The sequence below is a fragment of the Massilia horti genome (genome assembly GCF_004614195.1).
Taxonomy (GTDB): domain Bacteria; phylum Pseudomonadota; class Gammaproteobacteria; order Burkholderiales; family Burkholderiaceae_D; genus Telluria; species Telluria horti.
Genome location: NZ_SPUM01000109.1, coordinates 90,855 through 115,825, shown reverse-complemented (window position 1 = coordinate 115,825; position 24,971 = coordinate 90,855). Strand labels below are relative to the sequence as shown.

Below are 24,971 nucleotides of genomic sequence, written 5' to 3'. Positions count from 1 at the left end.
GCTCGTTCCGACTGTTAAAGGGCCGGGTTAGAGTGCTGCTGATGCAAGGCCACAACCATCATCATTGCCCACCGCTTTCAACCATCGTCAAAACCGACCGCATTGCCGTATTCGAACAAGGCACGGTTGTGCAGCAGGGCCGCCATCAGGAACTGCAACGCGGGATGGCCCCTACCGCCCCCTGATGAACAGCCAGCTCACGACAACCGAAGAATCCCATTGACCGGTGCCGATGACATAGAAGCGCTACTGAAAAAATGGGACGCCATGCTGGCGCCACATCCGGGCCAGCGTGGGCTATCCCAGCCAGCCCGACATCATTTACGCAGGAGACGCCTGAACCAGATTCAGCACATGCTTAGCGAGCTGGCTTTTGCTTGCCGCTCTGCGCTGCTTCGTAGATGGTCTTGGCGTCTTTATGCGCCTGGTCGATGGTGCGCAGTTTCTTGTCTTCGTCGTGTTTGACGAAAAATTCCTCGTCCTGCGCGTTGACCACCAGCTTGACGGCGGCGGCTTCGGCCACGCCGTATTTCTCGAAGATCAGCGTCGTGACTTCGTCCAGATATTCTTCGTAGGTCATGCGACCATCCTCTCAACTCAAATAAGAGGCGAATTATAAGTTATCGCAAGGACACGCTGCTGGTATGGACAGGGCGCCGGCCCGGTCTGTAGACATCCGGCACCATGAGCTGCTCGGTCGCCAGCTGAATGAAACGGCCCAGCGCCGCTTCCACCCAGCGATCGGTCGTGGCGACCACGCATTAAAGCGGCGCGCATCCTCATTGGCCTGCCGGACGCTTATATCCGCTTGATCAAACAAATCGAATCCATCGAGCCCCCCCTGACTAGGCCGCCGCGCGCTACTCGACCTGGCTGACGTGGATCTGCTCGACGCGCCCGCCGCGCAGGTCGGGCGCCCTCGTCGTCACCTGCACGCGCGCCACCGGAAGCCTGTCCTCGCCGGTCTCCTCTGCCACCTGCCTGGGGCTTGCCACGGGGCGCAGCACGCGGCCGTCGGACAGCGTCACATCGTCTGCTGTCACTGCAACCACGCTGACGCCGCCGGCAACCTGCGCATGGATCGCGAACAGCCGGGCTGGCGCGTGGTCGACCGACAGCAATGCAAGGCTGGCCCTTCCGGCCGCGAGCATGCCCTTCAGCTCAATCGTGTGGGACCTTGCCGGCGCCCGTACGCCGTCCATGGCAGCTCCCCATGCCAGCGGGGAAGCCTTCACGACGGCGCACAGGGCGATGCACACGCAAAATGGCCAGTGCTTCATTGAACGCTTACGGGAAGGCGGAGACGACCGCGTTTGCCCACGCGGTGGCGGTGGCGTCCAGGGTGGCGAGCAGGCCCGTGGTCTGTTCGATATGAATGAACTTGCCGGATGTCGTCGTGGCAGCCGTATTGCAGACGTTACTTGTCACACCATTGAGCATGCGTCCGACCGTATTGGTCGTGGCGGTCAGCGAACAGCTGCTGGTGCCGCCCGTCGTTTCCACGACCCAGGCCGGTTTCTGCGTTTCGATCGCCGCCTTGAGCAAGGCGAGCTTCGAGCCGACCGCTGGCTTTGTGTTGCGGCCCGGGCTCATGAAGATGTCGTTGCTGCAGGTCGACGCGGCCTTGGCATGCCATTCGATGGCGGTCCAGTCTTCCGACCGCGCTGTGTAGAAATTGTTGAGCGCCACATTGGCCGCGTAAAACATGTTGTTGGTGTTGTGCGAGCAGTCGGCCTCCCAATTGCCGCTCTGGCAAGTGCTGTCGATCAGGTTGGCGCTGCGGCGCGCGCCCGCCATGAGGAAGCTGCGCGAATCGGTTTTCTTGAAGATGCGCACCGCTTCACGCTGCGAGTAGGCATCGCCCTCGGAAGCGCCGGTAGTGCTGGTATCGAATTTCGGATGCGGCGCGTGATGGCTGATCCTGCGCGTGCCGGCGTTGTAGGTGATGAAGGTACCCCAGCCCTTGTCGACAACGCCGCTCGTGACCGAACTCTTCACTTCCATCAGCACGCAATAGGAACGGTTGTCGGAACTGTCGGTGAAGCTACGGATGGCCATGTTCGCGCTGATGCTCGCGGGCAGCGACAGCGCGCAGTTCCCTTCGAGCATCGACGTTACCACCTGGGCGAAGTCGGCCGCCTCGGTGGCGCTCGGCGCCACGTAACCGTTTGAATCGTGCTGTGGCATCTGGTTCGAAATGCAGTCCACCAGCGCTTCCAGGGTGGTGCTCGTCGGGCAGGACAGCGTGGCCGGTGCTGCGGGCGCGGCATGGGCCGGTGCACGCGGGACGACTGTCAGAACAAAGGCGGTCAGCGCAGCGCCGCCCGCCAGGGATAGGGTACGAAGTGCGAACATCGGGGTCTCCTTGTTGTGGTTTGGTTTGGCTCGATCCAGAAAAACGTGTGGCAAATGATTCTGTGTGAGAACCATAGACGCATCAAATGAGTAGAGGCAGGCATGAACGAATTTGTTCAAACCAACGGGGGCGCGCTCTTCTTTATGGCAGTCCCTGAGTTGTCGAACTGGCCATTCTGCGGCAGAAGGTAACATTCAGTCAAGCAACATGACATTCACTTAAGCAACATTCAATATTTATCAGCGGCCCACTTTCAACTCATCGAAACGCTTGGCCCGGTAAATCAGAACCGATGCCGCCCAGCTCAGGGCAAAGATGCCGATAACGACGTAGCCGAGCATGCCGAAATTGTCGTTCAAGGCTCCGATAGCATTCCAAACCGGGCCGCGCAGCTGTAATTGATCGGCGAGCAGTCCAAGTGTCTCGATACAGCCGATCACAACGGCGACGATCACCGACACCAGCGTGATCGCCATGTTGTAGTAGATCTTGCGAATCGGCTTCAAGTACGCCCAGCCATAAGCGCCGAGCATCAATTGCCCGTCCAGCGTGTCGACCAGGGACATGCCGGCGCCGAACAATACCGGGAATACCATGACCGTCCATGGCGACAGCCCTTGCGATGTCTGGGTGGCGGCAATGCCGAGCAGGCCGATTTCCGTCGCGGTGTCGAATCCCAGGCCGAATAGAAACCCCAAGGGATACATGTGCCAACTTCGGGTGATGACCTGGAACAGCGGCCGGAACAGGCGTGTGACGAAACCCCGGCCTGCCAACAGCAGGTCGAAATCATCGTCAACGTAGGCGTCGCCATTCCTGACATGGTTCCATGTTCGATAGATTGATCTCAGAATAATCAGGTTCATGAGGGCAATCGCAAACAGGAACAAGGCCGAGACCAGGGTTCCGGTAACCCTGCCGATCTCCCGGAATTGTTCGAAATGCGCGCCCATCGCGGATATCGCGGCAACGATGGCGAGCGACGCCAGCATGACGACAGTCGAGTGGCCCAGGGAAAAGAAAAATCCGACTGCGACCGGCCGCTTTTTTTCCTGCATCAGCTTGCGGGTCACGTTGTCAATCGCGGCGATGTGGTCGGCATCGACGGCATGGCGCAGGCCGAAGCCGTAGGCCAGCAGTGCCGTGGAGAGCAGTATCGGGCGGTCACGGAACGCGATCAGGGCCCAGACCCATGCCAGAACATTAAACGCAATCAATATTCCAAGCGTGCCCAACAGCCTGAAGCGCACGCCTGTGTTCGACCTATTGAAGATTTGGGCAAATTCGAAAATCATCGAGACCCCGTAGAGCCTTTCTGACATCTCAGGACGTTTAATGCTTGCGAAGATCTGGAGCCGGCAAGCCCAGCAACGAGAGCCGGGCTTCATTCCAGAGGCGATGCATGGCGGCACCGACTGCGGCGGAAGTTTGGCCGAGGAGGCGTACGGAAGCGCCACAGCCGTTCGGTAATTCACTGGCGCCGGCGAGCACTTCCGGCAGCGCGGCGACGCAATCGTGCAGGCGATCGACCAATGCCTTGGCGGCGCATGTGCGGGTGACGACATACAGCGACGCGAACACGCCATATGAGCCAAGCAAGCCGGGCGATCCTGGAAAGGCACTGTCGCGGGCCAGCTTAAGGCGATCGGCAAAGAGCAGTCGCCCATCCGGTGTGCGCGCCTCAAGGTCCGTGTAATAGAGCGCGTATTCGAGCACCTCGTCCCGAGCGACGCGGCCGGGTAGCAGAATTTCCCCAAGGATTCCGCTGGCGTCCGGAGCGATCGTGAGATGCAGCCGCTGGTAGAAGCGCGAGTCTCTGAATGGGATGACCGGGTCCGGCAGGTATTCGACAAATGCGCCGGCGCCGACCGTCAGATTCACGATCTGGGTCGCAAAGTTGTCCTCCATGTGGAAGATTTTAGTGGCCGCCTGGGTCGTGAAGTGCACCGCCGTTCCCGGTGCACAATTCAAGTCCAGCCGGTAGCGGTCGCCCTGGACGATGCCTTCGCCCGATTGCAGCATGTAGATGAATGCCATGCCCGGCCGCCCGGGATCGACGTAAAGTGGATGGAAGATATACAGCGGCAACTGCTGAAACTGGCGCACCACCCGCGTTGCGCCGTCCAACTCCGCGAACTCAAGTTCGAGCAAGCCCACCTTCCCTGCCCCGCCCACGTAGACGCGCGATTGCGGCGCGTCGTACGCGAGTATTTCCGGCGGCAAGTGGTCAGGGGTGTACCAGCGCGAATCGCTTCGCGGCAAGTTCGGTATCGCGCTCAAGCAGCCGGCCTTGCAGCAATGTGGCTGACAATGTGATCGGCCACCTCCTCCACACCTTGGCCTGTCAGGCAATTGGTCAACACAAATGGCCTGCCCTCACGCACCTGCCGCGCGTCGCGCTCCATCACTTCCACGCTGGCACGGACGTACGGTGCCAGGTCGATCTTGTTGATTACCAGAAGATCCGAGTGGGTGATGCCCGGCCCGCGCTTGCGGGGAATCTTGTCGCCCTCCGCCACGTCGATCACGAAGATGAAGTAGTCAGCCAACGCCGGGCTGAATGTCAGCGTCAGGTTGTCCCCGCCGCTTTCGAGCAGCACGAGGTCGGCGTCCGGAAAGCGTTGGGTCATTTCCTCCATTGCCGCGAGATTCATGGTCGGGTCGTCGCGCACTGCCGTGTGCGGGCACGATCCGGTTTCCACACCCATCACCCGCTCCGGGTCCAGCACGCCCGCCAGCGTACGTTTTACATGCCTGGCGTCCTCGCCGACAAAGATGTCGTTTGTGATGACGATGGGCCGGTGGCCCCGTTGCAGGAGTATGGGCACCAGCGCTTCGATCAGTGCCGTCTTGCCCGAGCCGACCGGGCCGCCCACGCCGATGCACGGCACCGCGCCGCTGCCCCGGCGTATCGCTTGTTCTCCCACGGGAGGATGCACATGCGGGTGATCGTGATGGTGCGCATGTTCGTGCAACTCGTAATTCATGGTATGTCTCCCGGATAAACTCAGCTGACGAACAAGCGCACCTCGGCGCGTTCGTGCTGCATGGCCATGATGTCGATCAGCGGGGTGCTGCTGGCGATGTCCTCGATATTGCTTAGACATTGGAGACGCGCACTCTGCACAATGACTGGCTTGAGGGCGGCCAGTACCACTTGGGCAAAGTGATGGTCGATCACCGCGAGACGCACGGCGGAACCGACTGCGCTGGCGGCAAAGGCATACAACTCGCCCGCCACGGCATGCTCGCGGTCGATCCCCAACTGTGCCATGGTCAGGCCCAGGGCGATGGCGTGATTGCAGGGCGCCTCCCCGCGCTCGGTAATCCCGCCATAGGTCAGCAATGTGGCGCCACCGAATATTCCGCTCGCAGTCTTGAGCAACTGCCGGCCCGTGCGTTGCGAGTTGGTGCGCGCCTCGCGTGGCAGTTTTATTGCGCTAAGCCGCAAGTCGGCCTGCACCGCGATATCAAGATCTCCCGTTTGCGCCGCGCGATGGGCACAAGCGAGTGCAGCGCCATCGGACGGGCCCACCCCATGGCGCAGATAATCGGTCAGCAAGGCTTCGAGCCTGGCCGGTTTGAGCAACCCGGCCTGGGCAAAGGATTCGAGCCCATGGGACAGCGTATAGAGTCCGCTTGGGAAGAGCGAGTCGGCAAGTTGCAGGCTGCCGAGGAATGCGGTGAGGTCCATGCCGGCGGCGGCCTGGAGCGGCATCGCGGTTCCTGCGGAAGATTCCTCCATGCGCTCACACGATGAAATAGCGTTGACCGAGCGACACTTCACTCACGGGCGGCACGGTGATGCGCTTGCCATCGACGTACACCTGATAAGTTTCGGGATCGACTTCAATGTGTGGCAATGCACGGTTGCGCACCATGTCGTGCTTCTCGAGGGTGCGCGTATTGACGACGGGGATAATGCGCCGTTCCATGTGAAGCTTTTCCGGCACGCCGCGCTCGATGGCTGCCCGCGACATGATGGTGAAGCAGGTATGCTTCGCAGCCAGTCCATCGGCCCCGAACATCGGCCGGTACAGCACCGGTTCCGGCGGCAAAATCGACGCGTTCGGGTCCCCCATGATGCCCCAGTTGATCATGCCCCCCTTGACCACCAGCTTGGGCTTCACGGCAAACATACTCGTCGGCCACAGCACGATGTCGGCAATTTTTCCTATTTCAAGAGAACCCAGGTGCTCCGAGAAGCCGTGTGCAATGGCCGGATTGATGGTGAGCTTGGCGAGATAGCGCAGCACCCGGAAGTTATCGTTGTCGGCCGCATCCTCCGGCAGCTTGCCGGTCTGGCGCTTCATCTTGTCGGCGGTCTGGAAGGCGCGGATGAAGGTCTCGCCGATCCGCCCCATCGCCTGGGAATCGGAGGAGAACATACTGAGCGCGCCGATATCCTGCAACACATCCTCGGCGGCGATCGTCTCGGCACGAATCCGGCTCTGGGCAAACGCGACATCCTCCGGGTTGTGCGGGTTAAGGTGATGACACACAATGGTCATCCAATACAGGTTCTCGACGGTGTCGGTCGTGAACGGCTTGGTCGGGTTGGTGGAGGCCGGCAGGATGTTGGGCAAACCGGCAATGGCCATGATGTCCGGAGCGTGGCCACCACCGGCGCCCTCGGTGTGGAAGGTGTGCATGGTGCGCCCGTCGATGGCGCTGATGGTGTCGGCGAGGTAGCCGCACTCGTTGAGCGTATCGGTATGAATTGCCACCTGCACGTCATATTGGGTGGCCACGCGCAAGGCGCAGTCGATCGCCGCCATCGTCGAGCCGTAGTCTTCGTGCACCTTCAGCCCGCATGCACCTGCCTCGATCTGCTCGTGCAGGGTGCCGGGCAAGCTGCTGTTGCCTTTCCCCAGGAAGCCGATATTGACCGGCATCGATTCGCTCGCCTCCAGCATGCGCGACAAATTCCATGGCCCGGGCGTCGCGCTCACCCCCAGCGATCCGTCGGTGGGGCCTGTCCCGCCGCCGATGAGGGTGGTCACGCCGTTGGAGAGGCCATGGTAGGCCTGTGCCGCAGTCAGGAAATGGATATGCGTATCGATCAGGCCGGCTGTGGCCACCATTCCTTCGCCAGCGATCACTTCGGTTCCCCCGCCGATCACCATGTGCGGATCGACGCCGTCCATCAGGTGCGGGTTGCCCGATTTACCGATACCGGCAATCCGCCCGTCCTTGATGCCGATATCGGCCTTGAGGATGCCCAGCACCGGATCCATCACGATCACGGAGGTGATGACCATGTCCAGCGCGCCATCGTCATTGCGCACGCCGGGTGTCTGCGCCATGCCGTCGCGTATCACTTTGCCGCCGCCGTAGACGGACTCCTCGCCCGGCGTCAGCAGGCTGCGTTCCACCTGGCAGATCAGTTCCGTGTCGGCGAGCCGGAAGCGGTCGCCCACAGTCGGACCGTAAAGGTCGACATATTGTTGGCGCGGGATGGTTTTCATGATTTGGGCTCCTGCTGGTTTTCCGTCTTATTCTCCTGCTCGCTTTTCGCCTTGGGCTGCCTGGCGCCTGGAATCCCCTCCCCTGTTCCGCCCAGGTTGCGCACGATGCCCGAGACGTCGTACGGGGGGGCAGGCATGCCCAGGAATTCGAGCTCCCGTGCCCGCGCCAACGCCAGCTTGACGGTCCAGTGCGCGGTCAGCCCGCCGTCGACCAGGTTGTTAAAGCCGACGACACGCTTGGCTCCGCTGAACTCGACCAGTTCCACCTCTTTTTCATCCCCGGGTTCAAAGCGCACCGCCAGTCCTCCTGGCAAATTCAAGTGCATGCCCATCGCCGACGGCCGGTCGAAGTCGAGCGCGCGATTGGCCTCGAAAAAGTGGAAATGCGAACCGATCTGGATAGGACGGTCGCCGGTATTGCGCACCTTCAGGGTGCATGTCCTTCGGCCCCGGTTGATCTCGACCGGCTCGTTGGATAACAGCCACTCACCTGGATTCATGGTTGCACCTCCATTCCTAGGGAATCGGATCGGGGACGGAAATGAGCTGCGTCCCGGTCTTGAACGTGGCCTCGACCTGAACCAGATGGACCATTTCCGGCACCCCGTCCATCACGTCCGCGCGCGTGAGCACCTGCTTGCCGATGGCGACCGTCTCGGCGAACGTCTTGCCGTCCCGCGCTGCCTCGAGCAAGGCTTCGCAAATCAGGGCGATGGCCTCGGCGTAGTTGAGCTTGAGGCCGCGCCCCTTGCGCCGCCGCGCCAGTTCAGCCACCTGGTAGATGACGAGCTTTTCAGTTTCGCGCGGCGTCAGCATCAGGGAAGAGATGTTGCGTGTGGTCATGGCACTTCTCCTTGTTCCTTTTCTACCAATGGGTCCCGTGCCGCCCTCAGGTTCCCTTCCGGCGTACCGGGACTCACGACAACGAGCGAGGCCAGCCGGGGAAACTTGGCACAGGCAAGCACATATACCCAGGTGACGAGAACAAACGGCGCCGTCAGCGCAGGCAGGGCAAGCGGCTTGAGAATGACGACGAGGCTGCCGAAGAGCACGGTGGACACGTACACGCCCAGGACCGTCAGCAAGACCGTGGTGCGGTTAAGCAGGAAAAGAATGCCGCCGAGCACAATAGCTGTCAGCACCCCGTTGAACCCAAACAGCCCCTGGTGGATGGAGTGGGGCGTGCCGCCCATGTACCAGCCAACCCCGACCCCGATCGCACTGCCGAGCAAGGCGGCAAGACACGAGACGCGGGAATTGAACGCAATGGCGACCAGAAAGATGGCGCCGGTCCAGGGGTTTTCCTGCAGCATCACTTGCGCCGGGCCGTTCAGGATGCCCAGGATCACGTCAAGCGCGCTTAATCTGGTAAGCGCCGCGGCATAGCTTGGTTGCTGCAGCGGCTCTGCCGCTCCCGCATTTGGCAATCCCAGGTAGACAATCAGGGCGCCCAGGAAAATCCATGTGGTGATCACAAACGGCGCGGTGAGTGCGTGCCCCCGCGGACCGGCAATGTGCCTGATGGCGGCGGTGGTGAGCGCAACAAACATGGAAGCGATAATGACGAATACTATCAGGGCGATGCCATGCGACAGATAAGCTGCCAGCGCCAATCCGGTGAGGGTGCCATTAAATCCATAGATGCCGGCATCCACCTCATTTGCAGGCGCCTTGAGAAAGATCGCCGTCCACGTCGAGACCACCGTGCCAAGTAGCGCGTAAAGCCCCGAAACCCAGCTGCTGACGAAAATGCCGACGAGGAAAAGGAAACCCGTAATGAAATTGTCTTGCAACATCACTTGGCCAATGCCGCGCAAGACATAAACGGCGAAACGTACCGCGGGCGCTGATCGCATTTGAAACATCCGCTTGTCCGCGCTGGCAGCTTACTCCACTGCACTCAGCGTGAAAGCCAAGGTGGCCAAAAGACATCAAACACTTCGACCGGCCAGTATCGGGTTCGTTCCGTCCAAGTTCTCCCCTCCCCCGCTGGCCTTGCGACAGTACGCTACACTTCGTTTCAATTCGCGGGGATTTTCCACAGTGTTCGTGGCTCAAAAAAGCTTGACGTACGCGGGCCAAAGCAGCCCGGCCGCGCGTCGCCCGGCCGGAACAACAAAGCCGCCCCGTCGTTCCCGCGCAGGCGGGAACGACGTGTAGTGCGCTCACGTGTAGTGCGCTCGCTGCTGCCCGGCTCAATGCACATTGAGGAATTGTCTCTGGCATCCGAGGATCATGGACGGAGAGACCGAGGATCATGGACGGAGAGACCGAGGATCGGCCGGTTGTCAAGCCAACCGGGACTACTCGCCGGCGCAAACGCCTGCATGTCGGCTGGATTGTTCTGGGCCTGCTGATCGTTGCCGGGCTCGCCTGGATCCTGCAGACGCGCCAGGCCTCGCGCAATCGCCGCCCGCCCGCCGCGCCGATCGCGGTCTCTGCCGCTACGGTCCAGCTAGGTGACATCGAAGTCAACCTGAACGCATTGGGCACGGTGACGCCGCTGGCGACCGTCACGGTCATGACGCAGATTAATGGCCAGTTGCAGCGCATCGGCTTTCAGGAAGGGCAGATCATCCACCAGGGGGATTTTCTTGCACAAATCGACCCGCGGCCTTATGAAGCGTCGCTGGAACAGCATCTGGGCCAACTGGCGCGCGACACGGCGATCCTCGCCGCGGCCCGTGTCGACCTGGCCCGCTACCAGCAACTGTACCAACAGGATTCGATCGCCCGCCAGCAATTCGAAGACCAGGTATTCACCGTCCGCCAGGCCGAGGGAACGGTACGCACGGATCAGGGACTGGTCGCCGCCGATCGCCTGAACATTGCCTATTGCCATATCGTCGCGCCGGTCACGGGCCTGGTCGGCATACGCCAGGTCGATGTCGGCAATTTCGTCCAGACCAGCAACACCACCGGCATCGTCGTGATCACCGAGCTGCAGCCGATCTCGGTGCTGTTCACCATTCCTGAAGACCAGTTGCCGCAAGTGTGGCAGCGCTTCCGGCAAGGGATTGTGCTCCAGGTAAAGGCGTTCGACCGCGTTGGCTACCGGCTGCTCGCCACCGGCAAGCTGGTCAGCACCGACAGCCAGATCAATACCAGTACCGGCACCGTGCAGCTGCGCGCGATGTTCGATAATTCCGACAAGATCCTGTTTCCCAACCAATTCGTGAATGTCGAATTGCTGGTGGATATGCTGCGCAACACGGTCATTGCCCCCATCGCCGCCATCCAGCATGGCACGCCGGGGGACTTCGTCTACGTGGTCCAGCCCGGCAATACCGTGAAGATGCAAGTGGTCAAAACCGGCCCGGTGAACGGCGAACGCGTGGCGGTGCTGTCTGGGCTCAAGGCTGGCGACAAGGTCGTGGTGGACGGCACCGACAAGCTGCGCGACGGTGCCAAGATCACGCTGCCCGGCGCGCCTGCCGCCGCGGGACACCCCAGATGAGCCCGTCACGCCTGTTCATCCTGCGGCCGGTCGCCACCTCGCTGCTGATGGCAGCGATTTTTATCTCTGGCATCATCGCCTACCGCTACCTGCCGCTGTCGGCCTTGCCCGAGGTCGACTACCCTACCATCCAGGTGCAGACCTTCTATCCGGGGGCCAGCCCGGAAGTGATGACGTCCTCGGTGACGGCGCCGCTGGAGCGCCAGTTCGGCCAGATGCCGAGCCTGAACCAGATGTCGTCCACCAATTCGGCCGGCGCCTCGGTCATCACGCTGCAGTTCAATCTCGACCTGAGCCTTGACGTTGCCGAGCAGGAGGTCCAGGCAGCGATCAACGCCGCGGGCAACCTGTTGCCGTCGGATTTGCCGGCGCCGCCGATCTATGCCAAGGTCAACCCGGCCGACGCGCCGGTGCTCACGCTGGGCGTGACGTCGAAAACCATCCCGCTGCCCCAGATCGAAGACCTGGCCGATACGCGCCTCGCGCAAAAGATTTCGCAATTGCCGGGCGTGGGCCTGGTCAGCATCAACGGCGGCCAGCGGCCGGCGGTGCGCATCCAGGTCAACCTGCCGGCGCTGGCGGCATACGGCCTGAACATCGACGACCTGCGCACCATCATCGGCAACCAGAACGTCAACACGCCCAAGGGCAATTTCGACGGCCCGTCGCGTTCCTACACCGTCAATTCCAACGATCAGTTGACGAGCGCCGAGGAATACAAGGACATCGTGATCGCCTACAAGAACGGCGCGCCGGTGCGCCTGTCCGACGTGGCGCAGGTGGTCAGCGGCGCCGAAAATAATCGGCTGGCGGCATGGATGAACAAAACGCCGGCGATCATCCTGAACGTCCAGCGCCAGCCCGGCGCCAACGTGATCCAGGTAGTGGACCGGATCAAGGAACTGCTGCCCAGCCTGACCACCAGCATGCCTGCCGCCATCAATTTGGGCGTGCTGACCGACCGCACCAACACCATCCGCGCCTCGGTGCGCGACGTCCAGTTCGAGCTGATGCTGTCAATCGGCCTCGTCGTGCTGGTGATCTTCCTGTTCCTGCGCAATATTCCGGCGACCATCATCCCCAGCCTGTCGGTGCCGCTGTCGCTGGTGGGCACCTTCGGCGTCATGTACCTGGCCGGCTTTAGCCTGAATAACCTGTCGCTCATGGCGCTCACCATTGCCACCGGTTTCGTAGTGGACGACGCGATCGTGATGATCGAGAACATCGCACGCTACGTCGAACAGGGCGAGCCGCCGCTGCAAGCGGCTTTGAAAGGCGCGGCGCAGATCGGCTTCACCATCATTTCGCTGACCATCTCGCTGGTCGCGGTGTTGATCCCCCTGCTGTTCATGGGCGGCGTGGTGGGGCGCCTGTTCCGCGAATTCGCGATCACGCTGGCGGTGACGATCCTGATTTCGGCGGTGGTCTCGCTGACGCTGGTGCCGATGATGTGCGCCAAGATGCTGCACCACCGCTCGGCGAAGGAACAAAACGCGCTGGAGCGCCACAGCCAGCGCCTGTTCGATGCCGCCATTGCCTGGTACGACCGCTCGCTGACCTGGGTGCTCGACCACTCGGGCCTGACGCTGGTGGTCGCCGTGGCCGCCTTCCTGCTGGCGGGTTTTCTTTACGCCTTCATCCCCAAGGGCTTCTTCCCGGTCCAGGATACCGGCCAGGTCCAGGGAATCTCCGACGCCGCCCAGACGATTTCGTACGAGGCGATGAGCCAGCGCCAGCAAAGCCTGGCGGCCGCCGTGCTGCGTGATCCCGACGTGCAAAGCCTGTCCTCCTTCATTGGCGTGGACGGCACCAACATGACGCCCAACACTGGCCGCCTGATGATCAATCTGAAGCCGCGCGAAGAGCGATCGGTGAACGCCACCGAGATTATCCGGCGCGTGCAAAAGCTAGTGGCCAGCGTGCCCGGCATCGCGCTCTACATGCAGCCGGTGCAGGACCTGACCATCAACGCGGCCGTCAGCCGCACGCAATACCAGTTCGTGCTGGAAGACACCAATCCGGACGAGCTGGCGGAATGGACGCCACGCCTGGTGGCAAGGCTGGCGCAGGAGCCGCAGCTGGAAGGCGTGGTCAGCAACCTGGCGCAACAAGGGCTTTCGTCCTTCATCCAGGTTGACCGCGATACCGCGGGGCGCCTGGGCATTACGCTCGCGACCGTGGACAACGCGCTCTACGACGCGTTCGGCCAGCGCATCGTCTCCACCATCTTCACCCAATCGAACCAGTACCGGGTGATCCTGGAATTGCTGCCCAAGATGCAGCGCTCGCTGCAATCGCTGTCGTCGATCTACCTGCCGACCGCCGGCGGCGGTGTGGTGCCGCTGTCGGCGATCGCCAGCTTCCATGTGCAGAAAGCGCCGCTGATGATCAACCATCTCGGCCAGTTTCCGTCCGCCGCGATTTCCTTCAACCTGGCCCCCGGCGCGGCTTTGAGCGGCGCGGTGGCGGCGATCTTGAAGGCCGAGAAGGACATCTCCATGCCGCCCAGCATCATGACTGCCTTCCAGGGCGCGGCGCTGGAATTCCAGAACGTGCTCGGCAACGAGGTGCTGCTGATCGTGGCGGCGCTGGTCACCGTGTACATCGTGCTCGGCATTCTGTACGAGAGCTACATTCACCCGATCACGATCCTGTCGACGCTGCCGTCCGCCGGCATCGGCGCCCTGCTGGCGCTGATCCTGGCCGGCAAGGACCTGGACATCGTCGGCATCATCGGCATCATCCTGTTGATCGGCATCGTCAAGAAGAACGGCATCATGATGGTCGACTTCGCGCTGGAGGCCGAGCGCAATGAAGGCAAGCCGGCGCGCGAGGCGATCCATCAAGCCTGCCTGGTGCGTTTTCGCCCGATCATGATGACCACCATGGCCGCGTTGTTCGCCGGCCTGCCGCTCATGCTCGGCACCGGCACCGGTTCCGAACTGCGCAATCCGCTGGGCCTGTCCATCGTCGGCGGCCTGATCGTCAGCCAGGCGCTGACGCTGTTCACAACGCCGGTGATCTACCTGGCGTTCGATAACCTGGCGCGCCGCATCCAGCGGCGCCAGCAGGGCCGGGCACCGGGCAGGCCATGAACCCTTCCCTGTTCATCCACCGGCCGGTGGCCACCACGCTCTTGACCCTGGGCCTGGCGCTGGCGGGCGCCATTGCGTTCTTCCTGCTGCCGGTGTCGCCCTTGCCGCAGGTGGACTTCCCGACCATCATGGTGCAGGCCACGATGGCCGGCGCCAGTCCCGAAACCATGGCCACCAGCGTGGCCGGTCCGCTGGAACATCGTCTGGGCCAGATCGCCGACGTGTCCGAGATGACTTCCTCCAGCTCGGTCGGCGCGACCCGCATCATCCTGCAATTCGGCATTAATCGTAACATCGACGGCGCGGCGCGCGACGTGCAGGCCGCCATCAACGCGGCGCACGCCGACCTGCCCACCACCCTGCGCAGCAATCCCACCTACCGCAAGGTGAACCCGGCCGATGCGCCGATCCTGATCCTGGCGCTGACGTCCCCCACCCTGAAACAGGGACAGCTGTACGACGCCGCCTCCACCGTCCTGCAGCAAAAGCTGTCGCAGGTGGACGGCATCGGCCAGGTAAACGTGGGCGGCAGTTCGCTGCCGGCGGTGCGGGCCGAACTCAATCCCCGTGCGCTGTTCAAGTACGGCATTGGCCTGGAAGACGTGCGGGCCGCACTGGCGTCGGCCAATGCCAACAGCCCCAAGGGCGCGATCGAAGAGGCCGACCGCCGCTTCCAGCTCTATTCCAACGACCAGGCCAGGACCGCCAAGGACTACCTGCCGCTGGTGATCGCCTACCGCAATAACCGGCCGGTGCGCCTCGCCGATGTCGCCCAGGTCAACGAATCGGTGGAGGACCTGCGCAACCTGGGCATGTTCAACGGACGGCCATCGGTGCTGCTCATCCTCTACCGGGCGCCGGGCGCCAATATCATCGCCACCGTCGACCGCGTCATGGCGCTGATGCCGCAACTGAAGGCATCGATCCCCAGCGCGATCGATCTCTCGGTGGCGATGGACCGCACGCCCACCATCCGGGCCTCGCTCAAGGAAGTCGAGCGCACGCTGCTCATTTCCATGGGCCTGGTCATCCTGGTGGTCTTTATCTTCCTGCGCAATGTGCGCGCCACCGTGATCCCTGGGGTTGCCGTTCCCGTGTCCCTGATCGGCACCTTCGGCGGCATGTACCTGCTCGGCTACAGCCTGGATAACCTCTCCCTGATGGCGCTTACGATTGCCACCGGCTTCGTGGTCGATGACGCGATCGTGGTCACGGAAAACATCACGCGCCACATCGAAGGCGGCATGCCGCGCGCGCAAGCCGCGCTGCTGGGCGCGCGCGAGGTCGGCTTTACCGTGCTGTCGATGAGCCTGTCGCTGATCGCCGTGTTCCTCCCGATCCTGCTCATGGGCGGCATCATCGGCCGCCTGTTCCGCGAATTCGCGGTGACACTGTCGATCGCGATTCTGGTGTCGCTGGCCATTTCGCTGTCCACCACGCCCACCATGTGCGCCAACCTGCTGCGCCCTGCGTCCGAACAGCGAAAAACCCGCCTGCTGCTTTGGTTCGAACGCGGTTTCGACTCGATGCACGCGTTTTACGCACGCACGCTGCACTGGGCGCTGCGCCATGCGCGGATCATGGCCGCACTTTTGCTGGCGGTTATAGGCCTGAATATCCTGCTGTATATCGTGGTGCCGAAAAGCTTCTTTCCGCAGCAAGACACCGGCCGCCTGATCGGCATGATCCAGGCCGACCAGAGCGTCTCGTTCCAGCTCATGCAGCAAAAACTGGTTGCCTTCGTCGAACGTGTCAAGAGCGATCCTGCAGTCGTCAGCGTGGTCGGCTTCATCGGCGGCGGGCAAACCAATGCCGGTTTCATGTTTGTCGCACTCAAGCCGCTCTCGGAGCGCAAACATTCGGCCGAGCAGATCATCGCCCGGCTGCGCGGCAAACTGGCGCAGGTGCCGGGCGCCACCTTGTACCTCCAGTCCGTGCAGGACATTCGCGTCGGCGGACGGCCGAGCAACGCCCAGTTCCAGTACACGCTGCAGTCCGACAACCTCGAAGATTTGCGCACCTGGGCGCCGCGCCTGCTGGCCGCGCTGCAGCACAACCCGCAACTGACCGACGTCAGCTCCGACCAGCAGGACAAAGGGCTGGAAACCCGGCTGACCATCGACCGCGCGACCGCTTCCCGCTTTGGCCTGTTGCCCAGCACGATAGACAACACGCTCTATGATGCCTTCGGCCAGCGTGACGTTTCCACCATCTACAACCCGCTCAATCAATACCATGTGGTGATGGAAGTGGCGCCGGAGTTCTGGCAGGACCCGCAGACGTTGAACCAGATCTATGTCAGCACCTCGGGCGCGGCGGTCAGGGGAAGCCAGTCGACCAATGCCGTCGCCGGGACTTACGTCGCGCCGTCCAATGGCGCCAGGACTGCCAGCAACGCGCCGACCGCAAGCGCGGTGGCCAATGACGCTGCCCGCAATCTCGCGCTCAACGCGCTGGCCAACACGACCAAGGGCGCCACCTCGACCGGCGCTGCCGTGAGCACCGCGGCTGAAACCATGGTGCCGCTGCGCGCATTCGCGCAATTCGCGCCCGGCACCACGCCGCTGGCGGTCAACCACCAGGGCCTGTTTGCCGCCACCACCATTTCCTTCAACCTGCCGATCGGCAAATCGCTGGGCGACGCGACAACCGAGATCGAACGAACCCTGCGCCGCATCGGCGCCCCGCCGTCCATCCACGGCAGCTTTGCTGGCACCGCCAAGGTGTTCCAGCAATCGCTGAACAATGAAGCGATCCTGATCCTCACCGCCCTGCTGGCCGTGTATGCGGTGCTGGGCGTCCTGTACGAAAGCTACGTCCATCCGCTCACGATCCTGTCGACCCTGCCCTCGGCGGGCGTCGGCGCGCTGCTGGCGTTGCTGGTGTGCGGCGTCGATTTCACGGTCATCGCCATGATCGGCGTCATCCTCTTGATCGGGATCGTGAAGAAGAATGCGATCATGATGATCGACTTTGCCATCGTGGCCGAGCGTACCGAAAACAAGACGGCGCTGGAGGCGATCACCCAGGCCTGCCTGCTGCGCTTTCGCCCGATCATGATGACCACCATGGTGGCCATGCTCGGCGCGTTGCCGCTTGCGCTGGGCACCGGCGACGGCGCCGAATTGCGCCGGCCGCTCGGCATCTCCGTGTTCGGCGGCTTGCTGGTGAGCCAGGTGCTCACGCTGTACACCACACCGGCGCTCTACCTGCTGCTCGACCGCCTCTCCAAGGCGCGCAACCAGCGCGCACAAAACCATGCCGGGGGGCCGCCCCGATGAAGTGCGCGTCTACGGGCAAACTGGCGGGGATGGCCGTGCTGTGCGCCGGCTTGCTGTCCGCCTGCGTCACCGTTGGCCCCGACTACAAGCGGCCTGCGGTCGAGGTACCTGCCGCATACAAGGAGCGGCCGGGCTGGAAGCATATCCAGCCGCAGGATACAAACGATCGTGGACCCTGGTGGTCGGTCTACCATGACCCGGTGCTGGACCAGCTGATGCGGCAGGTTGATGTCTCCAACCAGAACCTCAAGGCCGCCGAAGCCGCCTTCCGCCAGGCCCGCGCCGCAGTCGAAGCGGCGCGCGCGGGCCTGTTCCCCACCTTGAGCGCCGGCGCGGGCGCGCAGCGCAACGGCTCGGAAGCGCATAATCCGGCCAGCCCCAGCCAGGTCCGGAACAGTTACGACGTCACGGTCGGCGCCAACTGGGAACTGGACGTCTGGGGAAGAATCCGGCGCACGGTCGAAGCGTCGGTCGCCAATGCCCAGGTCAGCGCCGCCGACCTGGCCAACGCCCGGCTCTCGGCGCAGGCAACGCTCGCCAGCAGCTACTTCCAACTGCGCACCCAGGACGAAATCAAGCGCCTGCTCGATCAAACCATCGCCGCCTACACCAGGACCCTGCAGATCACGCAGAACCAGTACGCCGCCGGCACCGTCGCCAGGGCCGATGTCGTGACCGCAGAAACGCAGTTGAAAACCACGCAGGCGCAAGCCATCCACCTCGACGTACTGCGCACACAACTGGAGCATGCCATCGCGGTATTGACCGGCAGGCCGCCCGCAGAATTTTCCATCGCCGCCCTGCCGCTGCCGCTGACGGTGCAGGTGCCGGAGATTCCCACCGGGCTGCCGTCAAAGCTCCTGGAGCGCAATCCATCCATCGCGGCGGCCGAGTATTCGATCATCGCGGCCAACGCCCAGATAGGCGTCGCGCTGGCGGCCTACTACCCCAGTGTCACGCTATCCGCGTCTTACGGCTTTGCCAGCGCCACCGTCGGCACCTTGCTGCATGCGGACAGCGCCTTGTGGTCGCTGGGAGCGTCGGTCGCGCAAATCCTGTTCGACGCCGGCCTGCGGCGTGCACAAGTGGAGCAGGCGCAGGCGATCTACGAACAAAACGTCGCGATCTACCGGCAGACGGTTCTCACCACATTCCAGCAGGTCGAAGACCAGTTGGCCGCGCTGCGCATCCTCGCGCAGGAAGCGGCCGTGCAGCAGGAAGCCGTGCGGCTGTCACAACAGGCGGTGGTGCTGACGATCAACGAATACAAGGCTGGCACGGTTCCCTATACCAGCGTGGTCACGGCGCAGGCCATTGAACTATCCGACGAGCAGGCGGCGCTGACCGTGCGCGGAAGCCAGCTGATCGCCACCGTCACGCTGATCGAAGCCCTGGGCGGCGGCTGGCATGCGGGGCAACTGCCCTCCGCCGCGCAGCTGACATCGAGCATGAAAAGATAGCGTAGATGCTTACCGGAGGCGTAGGGTGCGCACCTGTGCGCACGCTGTACGTATGCATACCAGCGCCAACGTTACTCAACCGTACCGCGTGCGCACAGGTGCGCACCCTACAAGTGCAACGGCTACGGCGCGTCAAGCCCGCAGGCGCGGCGCGGCTGGCGCAAGCAGGCCGGTAGAACCCGCCTCAAGAGCCGAACCCGGCACCACGCGCAGCGCATGGTGCTCTTCGCCGACGATCTGGAACACGCTCACCAGCTCGACCAGCTTGCTGGCCTGCTGTTCGAGCGAGACGGCGGCGGCCGACGCCTCTTCGACCAGCGCCGCGTTCTGCTGGGTGGCGTCATCCATCTGGCCGACCGCCTTGTTGATGTGGTCAATGCCGTCGCTCTGCTCGTGGCTGGCGGCGGCGATCTCGCTCATGATGTCGGTGACACGGTTCACGCTCACGACGATCTCCTTCATCGTCGACCCGGCCTGGTCCACCAGCGTGGTGCCCAGCTTGACCTTGTCGACCGAGTCGTCGATGAGCGCCTTGATTTCCTTGGCCGCGCTGGCCGAGCGCTGCGCCAGGCTGCGCACCTCGCTCGCCACCACCGCGAAGCCGCGCCCCTCTTCACCGGCACGCGCCGCTTCCACCGCCGCGTTCAGCGCGAGGATATTGGTCTGGAACGCGATGCCGTCGATGACGCCGATGATGTCGACGATCTTGCGCGCCGATTCGTCGATCGAGCCCATCGTGTCCACCACCTGCGACACCACCTGCCCGCCCTTGCCCGCCACCGTTGCTGCGGACAGCGCCAGCTGGTTGGCCTGGCGCGCGTTGTCGCCGTTGCGGCGCACGGTCTCGGTGATCTGCTCCATCGACGCCGTGGTCTCCGCCAGCGATCCGGCCTGGGCTTCGGTACGGCGCGCCAGGTCGTCGTTGCCGGCCGAGATCTGGTGGGCGGCCGAGGCGATCGTGTCGGTGCCGCGGCGCACGTCGGTGACGATGCGCGCCAGGCTGCCGTCCATCTCGGCCAGGGCCTTGAGCAGCTGGCCGATCTCGTTGTTCGAGTCGATCGCGATCTGGCGGCCAAGCTCGCCCCTGGCGACGCGGCGCGCAATGCCGATCGCCTGCTCCAGTGGGGCCGAGATGCCGCGCACCAGCACGACCGCGGCGCCCACGGCCAGCAAAGCGGCCACCACGATCGCGGCGCCAATGCCCATGCTGGTCGAGCGGATCGTTGCGTGCACCGCAGCGTCGTCCGCTTTCTGGCGTGCCCCCAGCAGGTCGGTCAGCGCACGTAGCGAGCCGTCCGAGATGCGGTAACCAGGGTTAATGAACTTGATCAGGACATCTTGCGCGGCGTCCCATTCACCGCGCTGGAGCGCCTGGCTGGCAGAGCGGATCGCTTCGCTTCCCAGGCTGCCGCTGCTTGCGAACCAGTCCTGGGCCAGTTTGTGCTCGTCGGGACGGGTAATTCCCGCAAGGTATTCGCCCCACAGTTTTTCGATCTCGGCAGTGGTCGCGCCAATCGTATCGAAATGCACATCCAACGGGTGGTCGTGATGCTTGTGCCATTCCATCCCCGGGTTGTGCTGCAGCGCCTGCAGGATCTGGCTGCGGTTGACCTCCATTTTGAATCGAATCCGTTCGACCATCGTGCCGTCCCGCATGTCTTCCATCGACGTGGTCTGCAGCGCCACTGCAGTGCGGTGCACGCTGAACAGGCCCAGCGCGCCAACGCTGGCAAGCACGACAACCAAAAAGCCCAGCGATAGCAGGATCAGGGTTTTGACATTCAGGTTCTTTAACATCTCGCGATTTCCTTATGGTGGCGGACCAATCGGAAACAGCGTGGATTCGGTCCTCGCGCCCGGGTGGCTCATCTGGCCAGCCGCTCGGCGCGTCTAATTGTCCATACAACTCAAGAAAAAAGCGCGGATTGTAGGATATATATTAACGTTATGCAACAATAAATAATCTAATGCAATTCCGGTGGCATGCACTGGAACGGCTACAAGGGTGTTTGGGATCAGGACAACGGCGCCACCAGGTCGATCAGGGTCAGCGTCGCGGACATGCCCATCAGGCCCGCCGTGATCCAGCCGATGATGGCCATCCCGAGCGGGATCGTGAACTGCCCCATGATGGCGCGGTTGTGCCCGATTGCCAGCAGGGCACACAACAGGGGCACGCTCAGCACTCCGTTGATTACCGCCGTGGCGATCAGCGCCTTGATCGGATCGACACCGAAAAAATTCAGCCCGGTGCCGATCAGCGTTGCCAGCGCAATCACGGAGTAAAAGCGCACCGCCTGGTAGGGCTTGTAATCGAGCCCGGTCGGCCACTTGAATGCCTCCCCCACCGCGTAGCCGATCGAGCCGGCCAGCGTGGGAATCGCCAGCAGGCCGGTGCCGATGATCCCGATCGCAAACAGCTCGAACGCAAAGCGCCCGGCGATGGGCTCGAGCGCGCGGGCCGCCTGCTGGGCCGACTGGATCTGGTTGACGCCATGCAGATGCAAGGTCAGCGCGGACGTGAGGATGATGAAAAACATCACCACGCACGTCACCGCCATGCCGGTATAGGTATCGACCCGTATCTTGAGGAACTGCGCGGGCGCCTCGCGCGGCGCCGTTCGCACCGGGTGCTCGTGCGGGTCGGCGCGCTGCTCCTCGACCTCCAGCGAGGACTGCCAGACGAACAGGTAGGGGCTGATCGTCGTGCCCATGACCGCGGTAAGCATCGACAGGTAGTCGTGCGACAGCCGAATGTGCGGCACCAGGGTGAAACGCGCCACTTCGCCCCACGGGACCTCCACGAAAAGGGCGATCCCGACATAGGCAAAGATCGACAGGCCGACCCATTTGAGCAGGGACGAATAGGTGCCGAAAGACAGGAAGGTCAGGGCCGCGATCGACAACAGGCTGATGGCCAGCGGATACACGTGCAGCTTGTCCGGTCCGGCGATCAGCTCCAGCGCGGCTGCCATGCCGCCGATGTCCGCACCGATATTGATGATGTTCGAAATGCTGATCAGGACCACGACGAGATACAGCAATTCGGGCGGGTAGTGGCGCCGGATATTGCCCGCCAGCCCATGCCCGGAAACCCGGCCGATGCGGGCGCTGATCTCCTGCACCCCCGCCACCAGCGGAAAGAAAAACAAGGACACCCACAGCATCAGCGGACCGAACTGGGCACCGGCTTGCGTGTACGTGGCGATGCCGCTCGGATCGTCGTCCGAGACGCCGGTGATAAAGCCCGGCCCGATCTGCCGCAGGTACTCGGTCCACTTATTCGTCATGTGCGCCACCGTGCAGCTATCACAGCGCAGGTTAGCACACGGGTTCGTCCCGCACATTTCGCGCACGCGCCAATTCCAGCTTGCTGCTTCCACGCATGCGGGCACGCAATTCCACCTATTCAGTTGCGCCTCATCAACTTGTCCATTGGCATCACGGCTTACGCTCGATAAGTGGAATCGGACGGGAGAAAAACATGCCATTGGACCTTTCAGATACCTTGGTAGTGGGCATTTCCGCCACGGCGCTGTTCGACCTGGCGGAAGCGGACGCGGTATTTCGGGCCAAGCACGCGCAAGATCCACAGCGGGCGCTGGCCGAGTATCGCGACTACATGCTCGCGCGCGAGAAGGAGCCGCTGGCCGACGGCACCGGCATGTCGCTGGTGCGCGCCCTGCTCGGCACGAACCGGCACATCGCTTCCAGCACCGCCGCGCCCCTGGTTGAAGTGGTGGTCATGTCGCGCAACAGCCCCGAGACCGGGGTGCGCGTGCTCAACAACATCCGTTCGCTCGGGCTTCCCATCTCGCGCCACGCGTTCACCGGCGGCGAATCCGTGGTCGACTATCTCGGTGCGTTCGACGTCGACCTGTTCGTGACCACCAATGTCGAAGACGCGCAGCGCGTGATCGATTCCCAGGCCTGCGCGGCGGCCGTGCTCAAGCCGCCGCCGTGTCCGAGCGTCGCGCCTCCAAACAACCAGGTCCGGCTCGCCTTCGACGGCGACGCCGTGCTGTTTGACGACAGCAGCGAGCTCGTCTACCGGTCGGAGGTCCTGAACAATTTGCTCCGCAAGGAGGACGCGCCGCATGACCAGCCGCTGGCGGATGGACCGTACGCCGTCCTGCTGCGCAAGCTGGCGCGCCTGCAGAACCGGCTGCCGTTCGGCGTCGAATCCTCGCCGGTGCGCATCGCGATCGTCTCGGCGCGCAGCGCGCCCGGTGAAATGCGCGTCATCAGCACCTTGCGCCACTGGGGCGTCCAGGTGAACGATATCTTCTTCCTCGACGGGGTGGACAAAACCAGGGTGGTCAAGGCCTTCCGCCCGCACATCTTCTTCGACGACCAGGAGCTGCACCTGGACCCGGTCGCCAAACAGGCGTCGGCAGCGCGTGGGCTCGCGCGCGGACCCGCCGGCGACGAACCGCCGCTCCTGGTCGACACCCTGGTCGACGACCTGCCGGGCTTGAGCGAGCGGATCGACACAAAATAGGCCCACGTGCGCGTGCCGAGGCGTAGGGTGCGCACCTGTGCGCACGCGGTTCGCGAACTTTGCGTAGTGGAGCTGGGGCCGCAAGTCAGTGGCGTACGCAAACTTTGCTCAACCGTACCGCGTGCGCACAGGTGCGCACCCTACGCCTCGGCACGCGCACGTGGGCCTATTTTGTGTCGATCCGCTCGCTCAAGCCCGGCAGGTCGTCGACCAGGGTGTCGACCAGGAGCGGCGGTTCGTCGCCGGCGGGTCCGCGCGCGAGCCCACGCGCTGCCGACGCCTGTTTGGCGACCGGGTCCAGGTGCAGCTCCTGGTCGTCGAAGAAGATGTGCGGGCGGAAGGCCTTGACCACCCTGGTTTTGTCCACCCCGTCGAGGAAGAAGATATCGTTCACCTGGACGCCCCAGTGGCGCAAGGTGCTGATGACGCGCATTTCACCGGGCGCGCTGCGCGCCGAGACGATCGCGATGCGCACCGGCGAGGATTCGACGCCGAACGGCAGCCGGTTCTGCAGGCGCGCCAGCTTGCGCAGCAGGACGGCGTACGGTCCATCCGCCAGCGGCTGGTCATGCGGCGCGTCCTCCTTGCGGAGCAAATTGTTCAGGACCTCCGACCGGTAGACGAGCTCGCTGCTGTCGTCAAACAGCACGGCGTCGCCGTCGAAGGCGAGCCGGACCTGGTTGTTTGGAGGCGCGACGCTCGGACACGGCGGCGGCTTGAGCACGGCCGCCGCGCAGGCCTGGGAATCGATCACGCGCTGCGCGTCTTCGACATTGGTGGTCACGAACAGGTCGACGTCGAACGCACCGAGATAGTCGACCACGGATTCGCCGCCGGTGAACGCGTGGCGCGAGATGGGAAGCCCGAGCGAACGGATGTTGTTGAGCACGCGCACCCCGGTCTCGGGGCTGTTGCGCGACATGACCACCACTTCAACCAGGGGCGCGGCGGTGCTGGAAGCGATGTGCCGGTTCGTGCCGAGCAGGGCGCGCACCAGCGACATGCCGGTGCCGTCGGCCAGCGGCTCCTTCTCGCGCGCGAGCATGTAGTCGCGATACTCGGCCAGCGCCCGCTGTGGATCTTGCGCGTGCTTGGCCCGAAATACCGCGTCCGCTTCCGCCAGGTCGAACAGCGCCGTGGCGGAAATGCCCACTACCAAGGTATCTGAAAGGTCCAATGGCATGTTTTTCTCCCGTCCGATTCCACTTATCGAGCGTAAGCCGTGATGCCAATGGACAAGTTGATGAGGCGCAACTGAATAGGTGGAATTGCGTGCCCGCATGCGTGGAAGCAGCAAGCTGGAATTGGCGCGTGCGCGAAATGTGCGGGACGAACCCGTGTGCTAACCTGCGC

General features: G+C 63.2%; 18 protein-coding genes and 1 pseudogene. 5 read left to right on the top strand and 14 right to left on the bottom strand.

The genetic code is table 11. The features are described from left to right. Positions 1-358: 358 nt before the first annotated feature. The 11 genes and pseudogenes from E4O92_RS16730 to E4O92_RS16680 all read right to left on the bottom strand — a co-directional run bounded on the left by E4O92_RS16730 (position 359) and on the right by E4O92_RS16680 (position 9,680). Positions 359-580 (bottom strand): hypothetical protein, encoded by a 222-nt coding sequence (locus tag E4O92_RS16730; RefSeq protein WP_135190843.1) that lies wholly within the window; start codon positions 578-580, stop codon positions 359-361. Between the two features lie 280 nt (positions 581-860). Further along, the gene (locus E4O92_RS16725) at positions 861-1,280 is read right to left on the bottom strand and encodes a type II secretion system protein N (RefSeq protein ID WP_135190844.1); all 420 of its coding nucleotides are present in this window, start codon (positions 1,278-1,280) and stop codon (positions 861-863) included. 7 nt (positions 1,281-1,287) lie between these two features. Beyond that, positions 1,288-2,355, bottom strand: coding sequence for a hypothetical protein (locus E4O92_RS16720; RefSeq protein ID WP_135190845.1), 1,068 nt, complete (start codon positions 2,353-2,355; stop codon positions 1,288-1,290). A gap of 240 nt (positions 2,356-2,595) precedes the next feature. Then, entirely contained in the window at positions 2,596-3,651 is a 1,056-nt protein-coding gene (locus E4O92_RS16715; protein ID WP_135190846.1) for a HoxN/HupN/NixA family nickel/cobalt transporter, read from the bottom strand. Positions 3,652-3,688: 37 nt separating this feature from the next. Further along, on the bottom strand, positions 3,689-4,507 hold the full coding sequence (locus E4O92_RS16710; RefSeq protein WP_135190847.1) for an urease accessory protein UreD: 819 nt from the start codon (positions 4,505-4,507) through the stop codon (positions 3,689-3,691). Positions 4,508-4,632: 125 nt separating this feature from the next. After that, positions 4,633-5,343: an urease accessory protein UreG gene (ureG, locus tag E4O92_RS16705; RefSeq protein ID WP_135190848.1), complete on the bottom strand. Its 711-nt coding sequence runs from the start codon at positions 5,341-5,343 to the stop codon at positions 4,633-4,635. 20 nt (positions 5,344-5,363) lie between these two features. After that, positions 5,364-6,101, bottom strand: a complete 738-nt coding sequence (locus E4O92_RS16700; RefSeq protein ID WP_135190849.1) for an urease accessory protein UreF — start codon at positions 6,099-6,101, stop codon at positions 5,364-5,366. A 4-nt stretch (positions 6,102-6,105) separates the two neighbouring features. Next, complete coding sequence (ureC, locus tag E4O92_RS16695; protein WP_135190850.1) at positions 6,106-7,824, bottom strand: urease subunit alpha; 1,719 nt, start codon at positions 7,822-7,824, stop codon at positions 6,106-6,108. A 197-nt stretch (positions 7,825-8,021) separates the two neighbouring features. After that, positions 8,022-8,324, bottom strand: a pseudogene (ureB, locus tag E4O92_RS25220) (urease subunit beta); the annotation flags it as partial. Between the two features lie 16 nt (positions 8,325-8,340). Further along, positions 8,341-8,643, bottom strand: coding sequence for an urease subunit gamma (locus tag E4O92_RS16685; protein WP_135190863.1), 303 nt, complete (start codon positions 8,641-8,643; stop codon positions 8,341-8,343). A 20-nt stretch (positions 8,644-8,663) separates the two neighbouring features. Next, positions 8,664-9,680 carry an urea transporter gene (locus E4O92_RS16680; RefSeq protein WP_167759815.1) on the bottom strand — a complete coding sequence of 339 codons (1,017 nt, stop codon included), beginning with the start codon at positions 9,678-9,680 and terminating at the stop codon, positions 8,664-8,666. A gap of 401 nt (positions 9,681-10,081) precedes the next feature. Between E4O92_RS16680 and E4O92_RS16675 the strand changes: the two genes are divergently transcribed. The 4 genes from E4O92_RS16675 to E4O92_RS16660 are packed head-to-tail and all read left to right on the top strand — an operon-like array spanning position 10,082 to position 19,117. Further along, positions 10,082-11,281: an efflux RND transporter periplasmic adaptor subunit gene (locus E4O92_RS16675; protein WP_135190853.1), complete on the top strand. Its 1,200-nt coding sequence runs from the start codon at positions 10,082-10,084 to the stop codon at positions 11,279-11,281. After that, complete coding sequence (locus tag E4O92_RS16670) at positions 11,278-14,376, top strand: MdtB/MuxB family multidrug efflux RND transporter permease subunit (protein WP_135190854.1); 3,099 nt, start codon at positions 11,278-11,280, stop codon at positions 14,374-14,376. Before E4O92_RS16675 ends, E4O92_RS16670 begins: the two co-directional genes overlap by 4 nt. Then, positions 14,373-17,657: an efflux RND transporter permease subunit gene (locus tag E4O92_RS16665; protein WP_135190855.1), complete on the top strand. Its 3,285-nt coding sequence runs from the start codon at positions 14,373-14,375 to the stop codon at positions 17,655-17,657. The genes E4O92_RS16670 and E4O92_RS16665 overlap by 4 nt, the downstream gene beginning before the upstream one ends. Then, positions 17,654-19,117 carry an efflux transporter outer membrane subunit gene (locus E4O92_RS16660; RefSeq protein ID WP_135190856.1) on the top strand — a complete coding sequence of 488 codons (1,464 nt, stop codon included), beginning with the start codon at positions 17,654-17,656 and terminating at the stop codon, positions 19,115-19,117. The genes E4O92_RS16665 and E4O92_RS16660 overlap by 4 nt, the downstream gene beginning before the upstream one ends. A 132-nt stretch (positions 19,118-19,249) precedes the next feature. On the opposite strand, the gene E4O92_RS25390 is transcribed toward E4O92_RS16660, so the two are convergent. Together E4O92_RS25390 and E4O92_RS16650 are read right to left on the bottom strand one after the other, a co-directional pair. Then, positions 19,250-20,914, bottom strand: coding sequence for a methyl-accepting chemotaxis protein (locus E4O92_RS25390; protein WP_135190857.1), 1,665 nt, complete (start codon positions 20,912-20,914; stop codon positions 19,250-19,252). 218 nt (positions 20,915-21,132) lie between these two features. Beyond that, positions 21,133-22,407: an NRAMP family divalent metal transporter gene (locus E4O92_RS16650; RefSeq protein WP_135190858.1), complete on the bottom strand. Its 1,275-nt coding sequence runs from the start codon at positions 22,405-22,407 to the stop codon at positions 21,133-21,135. 194 nt (positions 22,408-22,601) lie between these two features. Here E4O92_RS16650 and E4O92_RS16645 point away from each other — a divergent pair, with 194 nt between their 5' ends. After that, positions 22,602-23,618, top strand: coding sequence for a 5'-nucleotidase (locus E4O92_RS16645; protein ID WP_135190859.1), 1,017 nt, complete (start codon positions 22,602-22,604; stop codon positions 23,616-23,618). A 166-nt stretch (positions 23,619-23,784) separates the two neighbouring features. Here the strand turns inward: E4O92_RS16645 and E4O92_RS16640 are convergent, their stop codons facing one another. Further along, the gene (locus tag E4O92_RS16640) at positions 23,785-24,801 is read right to left on the bottom strand and encodes a 5'-nucleotidase (RefSeq protein ID WP_135190859.1); all 1,017 of its coding nucleotides are present in this window, start codon (positions 24,799-24,801) and stop codon (positions 23,785-23,787) included. Positions 24,802-24,971: the final 170 nt, after the last annotated feature.